Below are 18,077 nucleotides of genomic sequence, written 5' to 3' on the forward strand. Positions count from 1 at the left end.
GACTCCCGCGGCCGCTACTGGCTGCGCAGGCAGACGCAGAACGGGTGCCCGGCAGGGTCGGTCAGCACCCGCCACCGGTCGCCGCCCGGCTGGAAGTCGGGGGTGGCGCCGCCGAGCTCGGCGACCTGCGCCTCGGCCTTGTCGAGGTCGTCGACGTAGAAGTCGAGGTGGTACTGCTGGGGGCGCTCGCCGGTCGGCCACGTCGGCGCCTTGTGGTCGGGGACGCCCTGGAAGTAGACGTTCTGCCCGCCCGGCAGGGCGACGGCCGCCGCCTCGGGGGTGTCGAAGGTGATCTCGCCGCCGGTGAGCGCCGCGTAGAACGCCGCGAGCTTCGGCGGTTCCGGGCAGTCGATGTTGATGGCGATGAACTCGGCGATACCGGTCATGTATGTACTCCCTGGTCGTTCAAGGTCGATGCGTCACAGTCTTCCAGGAGAGACTGACACCTTCTGTCAGGTACCCGAAGAAGATCGTCCAGTGGCTGCAGCCGGGCCGTCCTGCTCCTAGCGGCCGAGGGGGATGAGCGGGTGGAGGGTGGTCAGGGCGAGCAGGCCGAGCGCGGCCGCTGTGAAGGGGACGATGCGGTAGGGGCTGATCAGGAGGAAGCCGAGGTGAACGGGGATCGCCAGGCCGAGGAGGAGGGGCGGCGGCATCAGCCCGATCGCGCCGAGGCCGAGGGCCGGTTCCACCGCGGCCGTCAGGATGGCGGCGGTGCGGCATGCGGCCGGGAACGCCGAGCCGGACAGCAGTTCCGCCAGTCTGGGGACGCGGATGAACTCGTGGTTTCCGCTCACCGCCTGAAACGTGCCGTAGGCGGCGTTGTCCAGGATCACGCGGCCGGACATGAACTGGGCAGAGCGCAGCTTGCGCAGCCCGGCGACGAAATAGAGCTGTGCGGCGAAGAAGGACGCGGCCGTCCCGGCCGCCGGCGGCGAGAACCGCGCCAGCGCCACGGCGAGGGCGAGGACGGCGATGCACACGGACGTGTAGCGGGCGGGGTGCAGAATCCGGTCGCGCAGGATCCAGGCGATGAGGATGCCGACGGCGAGGATGGTGATCCCCCGTGCCCAGGGGGCGGGGGCCGCCGCCGCGGCGATGAGGCAGATCGCCGCCGTGAGGCCCGCCCGCGCCCACCGGCGGCGGGGCGCCAGCTCGTGCGCGTCGGTCCAGCCGAGTCCGGGCCGGTAGACCGCCGGCCTGCGGATCCGGCGGTCGTCGGACAGGACGAGCATCGCCCGCCACGCGCAGGCCAGGGCCAGGCAGGCGACCGCGAATGCGGTCACGTGACGCGCCGCAACGCGGTGGCGAGGTGCGCCAGTTCGGTGCCCGCGGGAAGGGGGATCACGGTGATCGAGGATCGATCGGGATCGTAGGCGACCGTCCAGCCGCCTTGGGGGCCGATGATGAGGCCGCGGATCGGCGGGAGGTCGTCGGCTTGTCCGAACAGGTGGGCGACGTCATCGGGGGCCAGGTAGTGGCTGTCGGGCGTGAGTCCCAGTTGCGCGTGGGTGATCGGCCGCGGGCCGTCCCGGGTCTCGGTCCAGAGGAAGCCCTTGGTCGAGGCCGAGTACATGCCCCAGGAGAAGGGGCGGCGGGGGTTCGTGGTCGCGCCCCAGACGATGAAGAGCGCGAGGGGAAGCAGGGAGAGAAGCGCGGCCATGTCAGGTCTCGGCCTTGTAGACGGACACGTGGAACGTGCTGGCCGGCCCGAACGGTCGGCGGTCCCAGCCGCCCCATCGGTGCTGGAGGCGGAGCCCGGCCAGGGAGGCCATCAGGTCCAGCTCACCGTGGCCGGCGTAGCGGAACGGGACCCGCACATGGTGGACGCCATCGTCGTCCACGATCAGGTAGTGCGAGACGTACCGCTGCTCGGCGCGGTCGGCGGCGCGGTAGCGCAGGACCAGTTCCGCGCCGGCGGTCGGGACGGGACGTCCGGACGCCGCGTCCGAGCCGTTGATCGCCTCGGGCAGCAGCGCGTCGAGAACGAAGAGCCCGCCGGGGGCGAGGAGCTCGGCGGCGGAGGCGAAGCAGCGGAGCTGGTCCTGCTGGGTCTGCAGTTCGAAGAAGGTTCCGCCGACGATGTAGATCAGCGTGTAGGTGCCGTCCAGCGGCGGGTCGGCGAGGTCGCCGAGAGTGACGGGGACGCAGGCTCCGCCCGGCTTGGCGCGCAGGTGCTCGACCATCTCCGCGGACGCGTCGATGCCGTGCACGTCCAGGCCCCGCTTCCGCAGCGGCAGGGCCACCCGTCCGGTGCCGACGCCCAGCTCCAGGACCGGCCCTGCGCCGGCGAGCCTGGCCAGGGTCTCCACGGTGTCGTCGGTGTGCGGGTTCATCCCGAACCAGGCGTCGTACGACCGGGCCCATCGGGTCGCGTATCCGGACATGGTCGGCGCTCCTCATCCCAGCGGGTGCGGCCGGCGGGTACGGGCATCGGCGGGCGGCGGGTGGGCGTGCTCGTCGCTGGGGAGCCGGTGGGCGCCGGGGGCGATCACTCGTCCCACCGTGAGGTCGCCGGTGTCCAGTTCGGGGGCCATGGTCGGTCTCCAGAGCACGTCCTCGTCCGTGTGGTCGGCCACCACCTCGGCCAGCGTGCGGGGGCCGGTCGCCGGGGACGCGGTGGGGCGCGGGAGGACGGCGCCGCCGTCGGCCGCGCGCAGGTGGGCGAGGGCGTCCTGGTGCCGGTAGGCGTACACCGCGTGTTCGACAGGGCCGATCGGGGGGCCGCCCCGCTCCCGCATCCTGCGGCGGGCGGCTCTGGCGTCCGCGGTGTCCATGCTCCACCGCACCATCAGGGCCTCGTAGACGGCTGACGCGACGGACTGTTCCAAGGAGGCGCTCCGTCCCGGGGATGTGGTCCCCTGCTTCAGGGGTGTGGCGGTGGCGCGTGCGCCGAAGGTCTGCCGGTCGCCCCGCTCGTCGTGCAGGCAGGCCACGACGCATCCGGTTTCGGCGGGCCCGGGCAGGAACACCAGGCTGCAGAAGGTGCCGAGGGCGCCCAGAACGCCGCTCAGCGGTTCGGGCAGGGGGTGGGCGAGGGTCCGCCGGGGGCCCCTGCCGTACCACGCCCGCCAGAGCAGGTCGCGCTCCAGGACCTCCAGCAGCGCGTGCCGGGACGCCTCGCCCTCGGTCCGGTGAGCGGCGATCCCCGTGGAGCCGGGGCGCATCGGCGCGGCGCCCTGCGGGGGCGGGCGGTGCCGGAGGAAGACCCCGCTCGCGGGAACGAGTACCTGGCGTCCGTCGACGAGGGAAACGGCGTCCACCCACAGCAAGGGTCGCCGGCGCAGCTCCAGCGTGGTTCTCAGCTCCGACCAGGCGCAGGGGTCCACGGCCGGGGCTCCGGCATGCTGCAACGCCTCGTAGGTGGCGATCCGCCTCGCTGTACCGTCCGTCTCGGCGCGGCGCCCGGCCAGCACGTTGTGCGCACGTTCCAGCAGTTCGGCCCGCGCGCGGGCCGCCACGTCCGCGTCGTCGGTTCCGGCTGCGGCGCCGACCAGGAGGGTGCCGCCGGTCTCGCCGGCTCGGGCGAACGCGGCCGAGCGCGCCGCGATGCGTCCGAACCGGAGCCGCGGGCAGCCGGGGTAGGGCCGGAAGACCTGGGCCCGCATGTCAAGCACGGCCGATGACCTCGGCGGCCTCGTCGAGGACGTCCCGGCCGGCCCGCGTGAGTTGCGACCTGTGCGCTTGCGCGACCGCCACGCCCTTTCGCCCCTGCGAGAGCAGCAGGTCGCGCCGGGCCGGGATCTGCGGCACCGGCGACGGATCGTCGCGCAGGACCAGGTCGTACAGCATGACGCAGCGCGCCAGGACGACCACCTGCTGGAAGAGCCCGGACAACGGCCGGGGGTCGGCGCGGAGCGGCGTGGCGACGAGGGCCTCCGATGCCGGGCCGTCCGGGGCGAGGAAGGGGGCGGTCAGGGCGGCGGTGTTGCAGCGGGTATGGGCGCCCTCGTGGACGAGGGCCTCGGCGAGCCGCAGCCGCGGTGGCGGGCCGCCGGCGTCCGGGGCGAGCCTGCGCTCGTTGACGAAGATCGCTCCGTGCGCCGCGAAATCGGTGAATCCGTCGATGCCCCATCCCGCGAGCACCGCCACCTGGCGCACCGACACCGCCATTTCCGCGAGCATGTCCGGCCACAATGAGGCGAGGAGATCGGCGGCGGCCTGGACGGTGTCGCGTTGTTCGTCGTTCCAGTCCGTCAGATGGACCGTGACCGCCCGGCCGTCATTGCGTTCGGGTATTTGTCTCAGTGCGCGCGCCAAACTTTCGTCCAGATGGGGTTCGGGCGGCGCGAGGTCCGCGTTCCAGCCGCCGGGAAGGCGGAGGGCCCGGTGCGTACTGGCGGCGGCGCGTCGGGGCATCGTCCGCAGTTCCGCGACGAGACGCTCGCGCTCATTTGGATCGGTTGGGCCGGGTCGGTGCAAACGTTGGGCACAATGGGCGGCCGCCGCGAAGCCGGGATATCCGAGGTCGGACGGGACGGGCGGAAGTTCCGGCCGTTGCAGGCAGGCGCGCACCAGCCGCAGCAGCCCGTCCTGATCCGTGGCCGCTGAGCGGTGATCGGGGAGGAGTCGCATGGGCGAGCCGGTGCGCACCGTGCCGTGGATCGCGGCGGTCAGTCGGGGACGTCGACCATCAGCGCGAAGTCGGGCAGTTCCGCCTCGACCGGCTCGATCTCGAAGTCGGTGCGCTCTTCCATCGGCCCTCCAGCCTCTCATTCCCCGGCAGGGGGATCTCTTCCATCAGCTCGGAAGGTACCGGCGCTAATGTGTCCTGACAAGGCTTACTCGTGATCAGTGAAAGAACGTTCACTCGGCGGCAACCCCGCTTTATCGGGAAGAAGATTTATGCTTTCGTATCAGGCGAGAACGGAGGCCCGAGACGCGCTGGACATAGAAACATCGCGGCGAGGTAAGGATTCTGAATTCTCATGAAGATGCCATTGGCGCGGAGCCGTCGTGGGCACGGCCCGACCTGAGGCGGCGGGTACGGCCGGCCCTGAGGTCATGGGCGCGGCGGGCCCTGAGCACGTGCGGCTGCGGGGCCGGGCATCGCGCGCCGACGCGGCGGCGCTGCTGCGGCGGGACGGCGCGGTCGTGCTCGAAGACGTCCCGCCGGCCAACGCGGACCTGCTGGACGCGGTGAGCTTCGCCGGCACGCCGGTCGCGGCGGGAAACGGCACGCCCGGGCGGCTGGTCTGGGACGTGCGGCCCGACCCGGCCGCCTCACCGGATGTGGTCTCGCGCGGACGCGAGGCGTTCGACCCGCACACCGACTCCACGCACTACGAACGCCCGCATCCCGTGATCGCGCTCGCCATGGTCGCGCCGGGCGAGGGCGGGCGGTCCCTGCTCGCGCCCGTCGCCCGGGTCCTGGCCCTGCTGCGCGCGAGAGGCCGGCACGAGCAGGTGCGCCTGCTCGGCGACGCCTGCTTCCCCTTCGCTGGCGACGGCCCGGACGGGCACCCCATCGTGCGCCGGCCGATCCTGACCTTCGACGACGAGGGCGGCGCGCGCGTCCGGTATCACGGGCGCGTGCTCGACTGGTGCGTCCGGCAGCCGTCCGGCCGTCTCGACGAGGAGCACGCGGCCGCGCTGGGCGCCTTCCGCGCCGCGCTCCGCGCACCGGGCGTGGTCAGTGACCTGGCGCTCCGCGAGGGCGACGTGCTCGTCATCGACAACCACCGCGTGCTGCACGGCCGGACGGAGATCACCGGAGCGGGCCGGCGGCACGTCAAGCGCCTGAAACTCGATCCGCGATGACTCCGGCGACCTCGTTCCCCTCCTCCGGCGACGTGCGCTGGGACCGGTTCCACGAGCCGGGCGCCCGCGCCATGATCCCGGCCGCCCGGCCTCTCCTCGGCTGGCGCTGGTGGGTCGTGAGCGACCCCGGCGAGTACGGGCGCGACGGCGCGCGGCTGGTCAATCCCTTCGTCCACGACGGCAACCGGCACCGCTGGACGCCGGAACGGGACATGATCCATGTCTGGCAGCCCGGTGTGAACACCAGCCGATCCGACTGGTGCCGTGAGGTCGACGCCTGGTACGCACGCGTCGAGCACACCGCGCCGCAGCCGTGGTGCAGCTGCGGGATCCGCAGCATGCGCTCACTGGAAGGGCTCCTGGCGTACTACCGGTCCCGGCGTGAGCGGCGGGCGGTGACGCTGGACGCCGTGGGCGTGCTCGCTTCGTGGGGGCAGGTCTGCGGCCCCAACGACGGCCGCGACCACGCCGGCACCGTGCGCGCCGAGTTCGCCGAGATCACCGGCCCTGTGTACCTGAGCGACCTCCGCTGGGCGAACGACGTCGCCGCCGAGTACGGAACCGAGGTGCTGCCCTGGGAGGGCCCGGCGTGATCATCTCCCATGAGCACCGTTTCATCTACATCCGGTGCCGCAAGACCGCTTCGACGAGCATCGAGCTGGCGTTGTCGCGGGTGTGCGGGCCCGACGACGTGATCACGCCCATCCAGGACGCCGGGCACGAGGCCCTCCGGCGCAGCATCGGCGGTCGCGGGCCGCAGCACTATTCCAATCCCGATGGCACGGCCCGCTTCTACGGCCATATGCCCGCCGCGGAGGTGAGGTTGCTGGTCGGAGAGGAGATCTGGACGAACTACTTCACCTGGTGCGTGGAACGCAATCCATGGGACAAGGTGATCTCCCGCTACTACGCCCGTCATCGTGACCGGGCCACTCGGCCGCCGCTGCTGACCTTCCTGGAATCGGGAAGCGCCCACTATGTGGTCAACTTCCGCCTCTACACCGTCGGCTCCAGGGTCGTGACCGACCACATCGCGCGCTTCGAGCACCTGGGCCTCGAACTCGACCGGATCGGCGACCGGCTCGGCCTCCCCCGCGACGCCCTCGAACTTCCGCGTGCCAACAGCGAGCACCGCACGGACCGGCGTCACCATTCCGCCCTCTATTCGGCGATCGAACGCGACTTCGTCGCCGAGCTGTTCGCCCCCGAGATCGCCCTGCTCGGCTATCGCTTCACCGACGGGCTCGAGCCGGGCCCGGCGGGCGGGTCTTGATCACGCCGTCGGCTCGGCGTCCGGCCGGCCGCGTTTTCGGGGCGGGAGGGGATCAGGGTCAGGGTACGGATCTGGGGGGCGAACGGCGGAAGGACGGCGGCGAGGGCGAGGGCCAAGGCGCCGGCCGCCATGACGGCGCGCAGCCCGAACAGGTGGGTGACCGGCCCGGTCAGCAGGTAGGCGGCGGGGATGGGGAGGAGTTGGGCGATCGCGGAGTTGGCGACGGCGCGGCTGAGCCGGTCGGGCGGGAGATGCTGCTGGAGAAGCGGCCCCCACAGCGCGGCATAGATGGCGGTACCGGCGCCGGCCAAGGCGGTGGCGCCGGTCAGCGCCGGGACGGGCCATCGCAGCGCCATGGCGCCGAGCGGCAGGGCCTGGGCGGCGGTGGAGGCGCAGACGATCGGCCACATCCGGTGCGGACGCATGACGAACGCGGCCGCCGCACCCGCCAGCAGCCCCATGGCGAAAGCGGACATGGCCTTGCCCCAGGGGCCGGCGCCGCCGAGATAGCGGGCGCTGAATAGGGGGCCCATGAGTTGGTAGCCGACCGTCCAGATCGGTGCCACGAACGCGGCGTGCGCGACCAGGAGGCACAGCCACGGACGGGACCGCAGGTCGTGCCATCCCTCGGCGAGGTCGACCAGGAAACGGATCGATCCGGCGGGCTCCGGACGGGGTGGGGGCGAGTGAGTCGGGGCCGGGGCGGAGCCGATCCGTGCGAGCAAGGCGGCCGAGGCGGTGAAGGTCAGGGCGTCCCAGGCGATCAGCCATGTCGGCCCCACGACCGCGACCAGGGCTCCTCCCAAGGCCGGTCCGCCCACTTTCACGCTGTTCTGCGCGGCCATCAGCAGCACGGTGGCCGGGTAGCGCAGCGGAGCCGGGACGCTGTGGGCGACGAGGCTCTCGGAGGCGGGCATCGCGAACGCCGAGGCGATGCCGCACAGCAGGGACATCAGTACCAGATGCCATAATCGGGCCGCTCCGGTCGCGAGCAGCAGGACCGCCACCGCTTCGGCCAGGGCGCACGTCAGATTGGTCACGACCAGCACGTGATCACGGCGGATCCGGTCGGCCACCACCCCTCCGACGGGCAGCAGGACGATCCGTGGCAGCATCCCCGCCGCCAGCACGAACCCCAGATGGCCGGCCTGCCGATCAGGGGGGCCGTTCAACCGCAGCACCGCGAACGCCAGCGCGATCGGCGCCACCGCCGTCCCCGCCAACGACAGCACGCGCGCGGTGAACAGGAGCCGGTAGGGCCGGAGGGCCAGCAGCCTCCGCGCCTCGCGCAGACGCTCGAGCAGCGTGGTCGGCGCGGCGGTGACCGCGAGGTCCGCGCCGCCGTCAGGCACTCGCCGCGTTCTGGCTCTGCCTGGCCAGCCCTTCCGGCCGAACGCCACGCGCCTCCGCTCACCGAGGAACGATGATTACCAAGAGTAACTATAGAACACAATCTGTAGTTCTCACGCGTCCTGCTGAGCGCCCCCGGTCCGCACGCGGGCGGAGGGGTGGGCGCCGGCGGCGCGGGTGAGGCGGGCGCCGACGGCGGCGAGCCGCTCGGCCAGCTCCGGCGGTTCGACGACCTCGAAATCGAGGTCGAGGTAGGCGATGCGCAGCGCCGTCCATTCCAGCGAGTCGGGCGCGGTGCGCAGCACGCAGGTGCGCTCGTCGACCGGTTCGACCTCGGCGCCGGTGACGCGGAACCGGTCGGCGAGCTCCTCGGCGGAGGCGTGCACCCGCAGCACCGCGCGCCGCAGGGGCCGCGAGCGGGCCAGTGACCGGGTGACGAACGCGGCGGGGTCGGCGGCGGGCAGGTCGCGGGGCGGGCAGCGGACGCCGGTCGGGTGCGGGCGGGTCACCCGGTCTACGCGGAACGTCCGCCAGTCGTCGCGTCCGGTGTCGTAGGCGACCAGGTACCAGCGGCGCCCGGCCGTGACCAGGCCGTGCGGGTCGGCGAGGCGGGAGGTCTCGGCGCCGCCGGTGTCGCGGTAGGCGAACCGGATCCGCTCGCGGTCGCGGGACGCGGCGGCGAGCACGGTGAGGGTCTCGGGGTCCACGGCGGGCCCGGCGGGCGGCCCGGTCAGCGGGGTGGTGGCGGTGTGCAGGGCGCTGACGCGGCGGCGCAGCCGGGCGGGCAGGATCTGCTCCAGTTTGGCCAGCGCCCGCACCGACGCCTCGCCGATGCCCTCGACCGCTCCCCCGGCGGCGCCGCGCAGCCCGACCGCGATCGCGACGGCCTCCTCGTCGTCCAGCAGCAGCGGAGGCAGCGCCGTGCCCGCCTCCAGCCGGTACCCGCCGACCTTGCCGAGCGTGGCGTGCACCGGGTAGCCGAGGTCGCGCAGCCGCTCGACGTCGCGGCGGACGGTGCGGACCGTCACGCCGAGCCGTTCGCTCAGCTCCGGGCCCGTCCATTCGCGGCGGGTCTGCAGGAGGGACAGCAGCTGCAGCAGGCGAGCCGAGGACATGCCGCCAGTATGCCCGCCAATGAGGACCGTTCCCGACCTCATTGCCGCCTAGCGTGGCCGGCATGCACGGGGACGACATCATCATCAGCAGGGCACGGGAGAACAACCTCAAGGACGTCTCGCTGCGCATCCCCAAGGGGCGCCTGGTGGTGTTCACCGGGGTGTCGGGGTCGGGCAAGTCGTCGCTGGTGTTCGGGACCGTCGCGGTGGAGGCGCGGCGGCAGCTGGCCGAGACGTTCGGCTGGTTCGCCCGCGACCGGATGCCCAAGCACGAGCGGCCCGACGCCGACGCCATCGAGAACCTCGCACCCGCCGTGGTCGTGGACCAGCGGCCCATCGGCGGCGGCGCCCGCTCCACCGTCGGGACGGCGTCGGACATCAACCCGGTGCTGCGGGTGCTGTTCTCCCGGCACGGCGCCCCGAGCGCGGGCGAGGCGTCGGCGTACTCGTTCAACGACCCGCGCGGCATGTGCCCGCGATGCGACGGGCTCGGCCGCGTCACCCGCGTCGACCTGGACCGCTTCCTCGACACCTCCAAGACGTTGAACGAGGGCGCGGTGAACTTCCCGCCGTTCGGCGTCGGCACGTTCGTGTGGCAGCTGTACGCCGAGTCGGGCCTGTTCGACCCGGACAAGCCGCTGCGCGACTTCACCGACGGGGAGTGGGACCTGCTCCTGCACGGCAAGGGCTTCCGCGTGAAGCGGCTCAACCGGACCGGGTCGCTCGGCAGCAACGCCTACGAGGGCCTCCTCGAGCGGTTCGACCGCCTCTACATCAAGCGGGACATCGACTCCCTGAAGGGGATGGTGCGGGACGCGGCGCGGCGGGTCGTCCGCGAGGACGCCTGCCCCGAGTGCGGCGGCGCCCGGCTGAACGCGGCGGCGCGCGCGTCCCGCGTCGCCGGGCGGACGCTCCCCGAGATGTGCGCGCTGGAGATCGGCGACCTGATCGCGGTGCTGGACGAGGTGGCCGGCCCGGTCGCCGGCACCGTCGCGGGGGCGGCGGTGGCGCGGCTGCGGCGGCTGGAGGAGATCGGCCTCGGCTACCTCAGCCTCGACCGCGAGACCCGCACGCTGTCGGGCGGCGAGGCGCAGCGGCTGAAGGTCGTCCGGCACCTCGGGTCGAGCCTGACCGGGATGACGTACGTGTTCGACGAGCCGAGCGCCGGGCTGCACCCGCGCGACGTGGACCGGCTGATCGCGCTGCTTCGGCGGCTGCGCGACAAGGGCAACACCGTGCTGGTGGTGGAGCACGACCCGGCCGTCGTCGGCGCCGCCGACCACGTCGTCGACATGGGCCCCGGCGCGGGCGCGCACGGCGGCGAGGTGGTGTTCACCGGCCCCGTCGCCGCGCTCCGGAACGCGGGCACCGCGACCGGGCGGGCGCTGCGCCGCGCCGCCCCCGTCAAGCGCGCGTTCCGGAAACCGGTCGGGTGGCTGGCGGTGACCGGCGCGAACGCCCACAACCTCGACGACGTCACCGTGCGGTTCCCCACCGGGGTGCTGACGGCGGTGACGGGCGTCGCGGGGTCGGGCAAGAGCACCCTGGTGATGGGCGAGTTCGCGGCCCGCCACGAGCACGCCGTGGTGGTGGACCAGTCGGCGATCACCGCGTCGCGGCGCTCCAGCCCCGCCACGTTCCTCGGCGCGATGGACCCGCTGCGCCGCCTGTTCGCCCGCGCCAACGGGGTGGACGCCGCGCTGTTCAGCCACAACTCCGCCGGCGCCTGCCCGCGGTGCGACGGCGCGGGGGTCATCCGCACCGACCTCGCGTTCATGGACCCGGTCACCGTGCGGTGCGAGGCGTGCGGCGGGCGCCGCTACCGCCCCGACGTCCTGGCCCTCACTCTGCGGGGACGCTCCATCGCCGACGTCCTGGAGACGCCCGCCGAGCAGGCCCTTTCGTTCTTCACCGGCGGCGACGCGGCCGAGAAGGCGATCGCCGCGCGGCTGCGGGCCCTCGTCGACGTCGGCCTCGGCCACATGGCGCTCGGCCGCCCGCTGTCGTCGCTGTCGGGCGGGGAGCGGCAGCGGGTGAAGCTGGCGGCGCGGCTGCACCGCACCGGCCAGCTCTACCTGCTGGACGAGCCGACGACCGGCCTGCACACCGACGACGTCGCCGCGCTGCTGGCGCTGCTGGACCGGCTCGTGGACGCCGGCAACACCGTCATCGTCGTCGAGCACGACCTCGCGGTGGTCAAGCACGCCGACTGGGTGGTGGACCTCGGCCCGGGCGGCGGGCGGCGCGGCGGCCGCGTGGTGTTCGAGGGCACCCCCGCCGCGCTGGCGGACGCGACGGGCTCGGTCACCGCCGACTTCCTGCGCCGCTCCCTCGGCGCCCGCGTCGACGGAGCGGTCGCGAGCCGGCGCGCCGCCATCACCCGTCGGTGAGCACGACCGTCTTGTGCGGCATCGAGGCCGGCGGGAGGTCGTCGGTGAGGACCAGAGCGCCACCGGCGGCGGTGTGGATCCCGTACAGGCGATCGGGCCGGGGGAACGTCGGGGACACGCGGGCCAGCAGCGCGCCGGTCCGGGCGTCGTTGACGTTGACGTGGTCGACGATCTCTCCGCCGTGGTCGCTGGTCAGGGTGTAGACGCGTCCGCCGGCGACGGCCACCGGCAAGGCGAGCTGCGCGGTCTCGCCGGCGCCGGGGAAGCGGAAGCTCCACAGCCGTCGCCCGGAGACCGGGTCGGTGGCGCAGATCCCCTTGCGGAGGTCGCGGGGCGGGTGGATCCAGCACGGGCCGTAGTCCGTTCCGCCGTCGAAGGCCTTGTTCTCCCCGGCGCCGAGGAACTTGCCGTCGGCGTCGACCGGCTGGCGGTGCTCGCCGATCTCCGCGCCGGTCGTGGCGTCGTAGACGGCTTGGCGTTCCAGCGTCCACACCACGAGCCTGTTCCCGTCGAGGCCGGCGGCTTTGACGGGCAGCACCGGGGCGTGCTCCCTGCCGGGCCACCAGCTCGCGAAGTTCTTGCTCCACAGGCGGCGTCCGGTGGCGGCGTCGTAGCCTTCCAGCAGCACCCCGGTCTGCGGGCATTCGCGCCGGAGGATCACCGTGCGGCCGATGGTCCCCGCCGGGGCCTCATCGCAGCGGTCGTGCAGCCGCCAGCGCCGCCGCCCGGTCGCGGGGTCCAGCGCGGTGAGGTTCTCGGCCGGGATCAGCGCCGCTCGCCCGATGACGGTGGACCCCCGGTCCAGGAGGTCCGAATCGGTGGAGATCGTCCGGGTCCAGCGGACCTTGCCCGTCCGCACGTCGACCGCCATGGCCTCCAGCGGCGCCTCGGTGTACGTGGTATCGGGGTCCAGATGGGCCCAGACCAGCAGGAGCCGTCCGGTGGCCGGGTCGAGGTCGGCGTCCAGGAGCCGGTGGTCGCGGCGGGTGAGCCGCCAGTAGGTGGCGGCGGGGCTGATGCGGTGGGCCGTCACCGAGGCGGAGTTCCAGAGGGCCTCGATGGCGAGACCGCGATAGGTCAGGGCGTCGAACGGATAGGTCGCCGCCACCTTCCGCGGGTGCAGCGGGGCCTGTCCGGCGATCGCCGCGGGGAACGCGCCGTGGGGGCCCTCGATCGTCCAGTCGTGCCGGTCGTGGCGGGCGTCCCACTGCAGCCACAGGCCGGAGGCGATCACCACGATCCCGGCCGCGACCGCGGCGGTGGCGGGCGAGGGGACGCGCACTCGGCGGCCAGGCGGGGGCGATCCGCCCTGGTCTCCGGCGCGGATCGCCGCCTCGAGCCGTTCGAGTCGTCCGAGCCGCCGCGCCGCCGATGCCGGGCTGACGACGGCCACGCCGATCAGGATGACCGTGGTGCCGAGCGTCTGCTCGGTGCGGGACGCGATGAGCATGGCCGCGCTCGCGACGAGCAGCACAACCGGGGGCAGCAGGTACAGCCAGCCGTAGCGGCGGATCTGATCGCGCGTGAACGCGCTCAGCGCGAGCGTCGGTTCGTCCAGTGACGGGTCGGTGGGCGGAACGCATTTGCGGATGGACCGCGCGACCGCCGGGCGGTCGGCGGCGGGCAGCCGCCGCACCGGTTCGGGGAGTTTGGGGCTCCGCCAGCGACGGTCGCGGAGCCGGTTCAGCGGTCCGCGTGGCGGGGGCGGCGTCGTGGACGGGTGTTCTGGGCGGACCGCGGGTTCGGGCATGCCACCGTTTCCGGACGATCGACGGGATTCGGCGCGGGGTGATCCACTTATACCGGATCGCCCCGACATCGGCCGTCAAGTTCGTCAGGAAAGCGGTTGGAACCCCGTCCGGGCGGCGGTCAGTCGGCGGGGGCGAGGCGGGCGGGGAAGCCGCCGGTCGCGATGGGGCCCCAGCGGTCGATGGTGACGCGGATGAGGGACTTGTCCTGGCGGCGCATCGCCTCGCGGTACTCGTCCCAGTCGGGGTGCTCGCCGGCGATGCACCGGTAGTAGTCGACGAGGGCGTCGGCGGCCTCGGGCATGTCGAGGACCTCGGCGGTGCCGTCGACCTGCACGTAGGGACCGTTCCAGTCGTCGGACAGCACGCACAGCGACACCCGCGCGTCGCGGCGGGCGTTGCGGGCCTTGGCGCGCTCGGGGTAGGTCGACACCACGACGCGTCCCTCGCCGTCGACGCCGCAGGTCACCGGCGACAGCTGCGGGCGGCCGTCGGAGCGGGCCGTGGCGATCAGCGCGCGGTGCCGGGGCCGCAGGAATTCCAGCAGTTCGGAGCGTTCGACGCGGTTCGCGGTGGCGATGGAAGGGGCCATGCCTCCAGCTTAGGGACGGCGCGGGCGGCGCCCGTTGTCGCCCCGCACAATGATCGCCGGGAAGTTTTGAGGGCTCACCAGTTCTGCGCCGCCGGGCGGGCCTGCATCATGACGGGCGTCCCCCTCTCCCCCGCCGCCCGATGAGGATCGCCATGCGCACCCCCCGCACGTCCGGAGTCCTGCTCGGCACCGCGCTGCTGGCCGGCGCGCTGACCGCGCCGCCCGCCCTCGCCGACGTCCCCGCGCGGGCCCCCGCCGCCGCCCCGGCGGCGTCCGCGCTCGCGGCGCCGCGGCTGGCGACGGCGTCGAACTTCCGGGACCTCGGCGGATACGCGACCGCCGACGGCCGGCACGTCCGCGGCGGCGTGGTCTACCGGTCCAACTCGCTGGCGAACCTGTCGGACGCCGACCAGCAGACGCTGCTGAGCCTCGGGATCACCCTGGACGTCGACCTGCGCAACGCGCAGGAGCGCTCGGATGACCCGGACCGGCTGCCGGCCGGGATCGCCTACAAGGTCGCCGACGTGGAGGACCTGTCGCACGGCATCTCCTTCGCCGACCCGGCGCTGGGGAGCCTGCTGTACGGGTTCCTGATCGGGCTGGTCACCGGGTCGTCCAACATCGGGCAGTCGATCGCCTACCCGTTCATGGTGGATTTCAGCGGCGCGAGCCGCGCCTACCACGACCTGCTCACCTCGATCGCCGCGAACCCGGGCGCGACGGTGTTCCACTGCACCGCCGGCAAGGACCGGACGGGGTGGGGCGCGGCGGTGCTGCTGACGCTCCTCGGCGTCCCGAAGGCGACGGTGTACCAGGACTACCTGGCCAGCAACACCTACCTCGGCCGGCCGGACGCGGTGGAGTCGTCGTGGCTGGACGAGGCGTTCCACGAGGTCGACCAGGCCTACGGCGGTTTCGACAACTACGTCCACAAGGGCCTGGGGCTCAGCGACGCGACGATCGCGGCGCTGCGCGCGAGGCTGCTGACGTCCTGACCCCGGGCCGCACGGTGGACTAGGGCCGCTCGACCGGGGGCATGAGGGGCGGTCCGGCGGCCTCGGCGGCGGTGGCGACCTTGCGGAGCAGGCCGGCGAGCTGCGCGCGCTCGGCGCCGGTCAGCGGCGCGAGCAGCGCGTGCTCGGCGGCGGCCTGGTCGCCGATGGTGCCCTCCCATGCGGCGTGGCCCTCGTCGGTGAGCGCGACCAGCAGGCGCCGCCGGTCGGACGGGTCGTGCGTGCGGGTGAGGTGCCCCGACTCCTCCAGCCGGTCGAGCCTGCTGGTGAGGGTGGCGGGGTGGGTGTCCAGCGCCCGGGCGAGCCAGCTGGGGGTGGCCTGGTAGGGCGGGCCGGTGGAGCGGAGCCGCCACAGGATGTCGTACTCCCAGCCTTTGAGGCGGCGCGCCTTGAGCGCGGCCTCGCGGCGGCGGCGCAGGAGCGCGACGAGGGTCTGCATCCGGGTGATCGCGCCTTCGACGTCGGGGTCGAGGCCGGGCAGCTCGCGGGACCAGTGGGCGATGTGCCGGTCGATCGAGTCCTCCTCCACACCGGGCATACTATCCTCTCGGATATTATCTTTTCGTAATAACTGAGAGTGAGGATCCGTCATGTCCCCGTGGCCCCCCGATTTCGCCGGCCGGATCGACGAGCGCACCATCGACAGCCGCCTGCTGCGCGGCAACCCGCTGGGCGACCCGCACCGCAGGCCGCTGTGGGTGTACACCCCGCCCGGCTACGACGACGAGCCCGAGCGCCGCTACCCGGCCGTCTACATGCTGCTCGGGTTCACCGGCACGCTCGCGGCCTGGAGCAACCAGCCCGGCGCGTTCCGCACGTCGGTGCCGGTCGCCACCGACGCGCTGTTCGCCCGCGGCGAGGCGCCGCCGATGATCCTGGTGTTCGTGGACGCCTGGACCCGCTACGGCGGCAGCCAGTACGTCGACTCCGCCGGGACCGGCCGCTACCACTCCTACCTGTGCGAAGAGGTCGTCCCGTGGGTCGACGCCCGCTACCGGACGATCCCCGGCCGCGACCACCGGGCCATCGCGGGCAAGTCCAGCGGCGGGCTCGGCGCCATGATCACCTCGATGCTGCGGCCCGACCTGTTCGGCGCGTTCGCCACGCACTCGGGCGACGCGCTGTCGGAGGCCCAGTACATCCCGCACTTCCTGCAGGCCGTGCGGGACCTGCGCGCCTACGGCGGCGACGTCTTCACCTGGTGGGACGACTTCCGCTCCCGCACCGCCTTCACCAAGCGGGAGGACCTGCGGCTGCTGGAGATCCTGGCGGTGTCGGCGTGCTTCTCGCCCGGCGCCGACGGCACGCCGCTGCTGCCGTTCGACCCCGTCACCGGGGTGCTGCGGCCCGAGGTCTGGGAACGGTGGCTGCGCTGGGACCCCGTCCGGATGGCGCCCGCGCACGCCGAGGCGCTGCGGTCGATGCGCGCGATCTGGATCGACGCCGGGACCCGCGACGAATGGTTCCTCGACCTCGGCGCCCTGGCCTTCCGCGACGCGCTGCGGCGGGCGGGCGTCGCCGAGGACACCGTCAGGTTCGAGCTGTTCGAGGCGGGCCACGTCGCCATCGAGTACCGCCATCCCCACGCCCTCGCCTGGCTGGCCCACCGCCTCGCGCCCTGAGGGCGCAGCCTCGCGCCCTGGGCGCGCCGCCGCGTCCGGTGCCCCGTAGGCTCCCGTACATGATCGATCAAACGGGGTCGTACCTGTCCGGGCTGTTCTCGCTGGAGGGCAGGACGGCGGTGGTGACCGGCGGCAGCTCCGGCATCGGGCGGGCCATCGCGGTGGCGCTGGCGCGCGCGGGCGCGTCGGTCGTGGTCGTCGCGCGCCGCGAACCCGAGCTCGCCGGCACCGTCGGGGAGCTGGAGTCGCACGGGTGCCGGGCGGCGTGGGTCAGCGCGGACCTCGGGTCACGTGCCGGCGTCGCCGACGCCGCGCGCGCCGTGGTGGAGCCGTTCGGCGAGCCGGACGTGCTGGTCAACGCCGCCGGCATCAACCTGCGGCCGCCGATGGACGAGCTGGGCGAGGACGTGTGGGACGCCACGATGGCGGTGAACCTGGACGCGCCGTTCCTGCTCGGGCAGCGTTTCGGGCCGGGGATGGCCGAGCGCGGCTACGGGCGGCTGATCCACATCGCCTCGCAGCAGGCGTTCCGGGCGTTCGTCACCAGCGGCGCCTACGGGGTGTCGAAGGCGGGGCTGGTGGCGCTGGCCCGCTCGCAGGCGGAGGCGTGGTCGGCGCGCGGCGTCACCGCCAACACCCTGGTCCCCGGGTTCGTTCTGACGCCGCTGAACGCGCGGCTGCAGGACGATCCGGCGCGGGTGGAGGCGCTCGCCTCGCGCACGATGACCGGCCGCAACGGCCTCGCCGAGGACTTCGCGGGCGCGGCGGTGTTCCTGGCCTCGCCGTCGGCGTCCTACGTCACCGGGCAGGCGATCTTCGTGGACGGCGGGTTCTCCGTCCACTGACCCGCCCGGGCATACGTCGTCGCCCGGGGGCGGGTCAGTCCCACAGGCCGGTGGCCCGGACGGCGTCGGCGGGGCCGGTGGCGTGCACGATCCCGGCGACGGGCCGGCCGTCCTCGTCGTGCACCAGCCAGCCGCCGAGCTGCACGACCGGGACCCGCCCGGCGCGCATCGCCAGCGCCAGCTCCGACAGCGTCCCCCAGGACCCGCCGACGACGATGACGGCGTCGGCGGCGTTGACGATCACGTTGTTGCGGGCCTGGCCGAGCCCGGTCGGCAGCCGCAGAGCCTGGCCCCGTACGCCGCGGCCCTGTCCGGGTCGGTCTACCGCGACGACGACACCGAGGTCGCGATGGGCCGGCTGATCGTGCTCTA

18 protein-coding genes and 1 pseudogene are annotated in these 18,077 nt (G+C 73.5%); 7 read left to right on the top strand and 12 right to left on the bottom strand.

Features of this window, described 5'->3' with window-relative positions:
• Nucleotides 1–14: 14 nt before the first annotated feature.
• From AB0C78_RS04945 to AB0C78_RS04970, 6 genes are all read right to left on the bottom strand, one after another.
• The gene (locus AB0C78_RS04945; RefSeq protein WP_360741777.1) at nt 15–386 is read right to left on the bottom strand and encodes a VOC family protein; all 372 of its coding nucleotides are present in this window, start codon (nt 384–386) and stop codon (nt 15–17) included.
• A 117-nt stretch (nt 387–503) separates the two neighbouring features.
• Nucleotides 504–1,283 carry a hypothetical protein gene (locus AB0C78_RS04950; protein WP_360741780.1) on the bottom strand — a complete coding sequence of 260 codons (780 nt, stop codon included), beginning with the start codon at nt 1,281–1,283 and terminating at the stop codon, nt 504–506.
• The gene (locus tag AB0C78_RS04955) at nt 1,280–1,660 is read right to left on the bottom strand and encodes a hypothetical protein (protein WP_360741782.1); all 381 of its coding nucleotides are present in this window, start codon (nt 1,658–1,660) and stop codon (nt 1,280–1,282) included. The genes AB0C78_RS04950 and AB0C78_RS04955 overlap by 4 nt, the downstream gene beginning before the upstream one ends.
• 1 nt (nt 1,661) lies before the next feature.
• Nucleotides 1,662–2,384, bottom strand: a complete 723-nt coding sequence (locus AB0C78_RS04960) for a methyltransferase domain-containing protein (RefSeq protein ID WP_360741785.1) — start codon at nt 2,382–2,384, stop codon at nt 1,662–1,664.
• Between the two features lie 12 nt (nt 2,385–2,396).
• Complete coding sequence (locus AB0C78_RS04965; RefSeq protein ID WP_360741838.1) at nt 2,397–3,605, bottom strand: YcaO-like family protein; 1,209 nt, start codon at nt 3,603–3,605, stop codon at nt 2,397–2,399.
• Between the two features lies 1 nt (nt 3,606).
• Nucleotides 3,607–4,590, bottom strand: coding sequence for an HEXXH motif-containing putative peptide modification protein (locus tag AB0C78_RS04970; protein WP_360741788.1), 984 nt, complete (start codon nt 4,588–4,590; stop codon nt 3,607–3,609).
• A gap of 363 nt (nt 4,591–4,953) precedes the next feature.
• Here AB0C78_RS04970 and AB0C78_RS04975 point away from each other — a divergent pair, with 363 nt between their 5' ends.
• From AB0C78_RS04975 to AB0C78_RS04985, 3 genes are read left to right on the top strand one after another with little or no spacing between them, the layout of a single operon-like run.
• Nucleotides 4,954–5,757 carry a TauD/TfdA family dioxygenase gene (locus tag AB0C78_RS04975; protein WP_360741791.1) on the top strand — a complete coding sequence of 268 codons (804 nt, stop codon included), beginning with the start codon at nt 4,954–4,956 and terminating at the stop codon, nt 5,755–5,757.
• On the top strand, nt 5,754–6,350 hold the full coding sequence (locus tag AB0C78_RS04980; protein ID WP_360741794.1) for a hypothetical protein: 597 nt from the start codon (nt 5,754–5,756) through the stop codon (nt 6,348–6,350). The genes AB0C78_RS04975 and AB0C78_RS04980 overlap by 4 nt, the downstream gene beginning before the upstream one ends.
• Nucleotides 6,347–7,030, top strand: coding sequence for a hypothetical protein (locus AB0C78_RS04985; protein ID WP_360741797.1), 684 nt, complete (start codon nt 6,347–6,349; stop codon nt 7,028–7,030). Before AB0C78_RS04980 ends, AB0C78_RS04985 begins: the two co-directional genes overlap by 4 nt.
• Here the strand turns inward: AB0C78_RS04985 and AB0C78_RS04990 are convergent.
• Nucleotides 6,982–8,382 carry an MFS transporter gene (locus AB0C78_RS04990; RefSeq protein ID WP_360741800.1) on the bottom strand — a complete coding sequence of 467 codons (1,401 nt, stop codon included), beginning with the start codon at nt 8,380–8,382 and terminating at the stop codon, nt 6,982–6,984. The two genes, AB0C78_RS04985 and AB0C78_RS04990, sit on opposite strands and share 49 nt — an antisense overlap.
• 111 nt (nt 8,383–8,493) lie before the next feature.
• Complete coding sequence (locus tag AB0C78_RS04995; protein ID WP_360741803.1) at nt 8,494–9,495, bottom strand: YafY family protein; 1,002 nt, start codon at nt 9,493–9,495, stop codon at nt 8,494–8,496.
• A 62-nt stretch (nt 9,496–9,557) separates the two neighbouring features.
• Between AB0C78_RS04995 and AB0C78_RS05000 the strand changes: the two genes are divergently transcribed.
• A complete protein-coding gene (locus tag AB0C78_RS05000) occupies nt 9,558–11,885 on the top strand; it encodes an excinuclease ABC subunit UvrA (RefSeq protein ID WP_360741806.1) in 2,328 nt (775 codons plus the stop codon).
• Here AB0C78_RS05000 and AB0C78_RS05005 read toward each other — a convergent pair.
• On the bottom strand, nt 11,872–13,635 hold the full coding sequence (locus AB0C78_RS05005) for a PQQ-binding-like beta-propeller repeat protein (protein ID WP_360741809.1): 1,764 nt from the start codon (nt 13,633–13,635) through the stop codon (nt 11,872–11,874). The genes AB0C78_RS05000 and AB0C78_RS05005 overlap by 14 nt on opposite strands.
• Nucleotides 13,636–13,754: 119 nt before the next feature.
• The gene (locus AB0C78_RS05010; RefSeq protein ID WP_360741812.1) at nt 13,755–14,225 is read right to left on the bottom strand and encodes a PPOX class F420-dependent oxidoreductase; all 471 of its coding nucleotides are present in this window, start codon (nt 14,223–14,225) and stop codon (nt 13,755–13,757) included.
• 152 nt (nt 14,226–14,377) lie between these two features.
• On the opposite strand from AB0C78_RS05010, the gene AB0C78_RS05015 reads away from it, so the two are divergent.
• Complete coding sequence (locus AB0C78_RS05015; protein WP_360741815.1) at nt 14,378–15,220, top strand: tyrosine-protein phosphatase; 843 nt, start codon at nt 14,378–14,380, stop codon at nt 15,218–15,220.
• A 19-nt stretch (nt 15,221–15,239) separates the two neighbouring features.
• Here AB0C78_RS05015 and AB0C78_RS05020 read toward each other — a convergent pair whose 3' ends face one another.
• Complete coding sequence (locus AB0C78_RS05020) at nt 15,240–15,767, bottom strand: MarR family transcriptional regulator (protein ID WP_360741818.1); 528 nt, start codon at nt 15,765–15,767, stop codon at nt 15,240–15,242.
• 61 nt (nt 15,768–15,828) lie between these two features.
• Here AB0C78_RS05020 and AB0C78_RS05025 point away from each other — a divergent pair, with 61 nt between their 5' ends.
• Together AB0C78_RS05025 and AB0C78_RS05030 are read left to right on the top strand one after the other, a co-directional pair.
• Nucleotides 15,829–16,860: an alpha/beta hydrolase-fold protein gene (locus AB0C78_RS05025; RefSeq protein ID WP_360741821.1), complete on the top strand. Its 1,032-nt coding sequence runs from the start codon at nt 15,829–15,831 to the stop codon at nt 16,858–16,860.
• 59 nt (nt 16,861–16,919) lie between these two features.
• Nucleotides 16,920–17,705, top strand: coding sequence for an SDR family oxidoreductase (locus AB0C78_RS05030; protein ID WP_360741824.1), 786 nt, complete (start codon nt 16,920–16,922; stop codon nt 17,703–17,705).
• Between the two features lie 34 nt (nt 17,706–17,739).
• Here the strand turns inward: AB0C78_RS05030 and AB0C78_RS05035 are convergent.
• A pseudogene (locus AB0C78_RS05035) lies at nt 17,740–18,077 on the bottom strand (hypothetical protein); the annotation flags it as partial.

Source organism: Actinomadura sp. NPDC048394, assembly GCF_040651755.1.
Classification (GTDB): domain Bacteria; phylum Actinomycetota; class Actinomycetes; order Streptosporangiales; family Streptosporangiaceae; genus Spirillospora; species Spirillospora montaniterrae.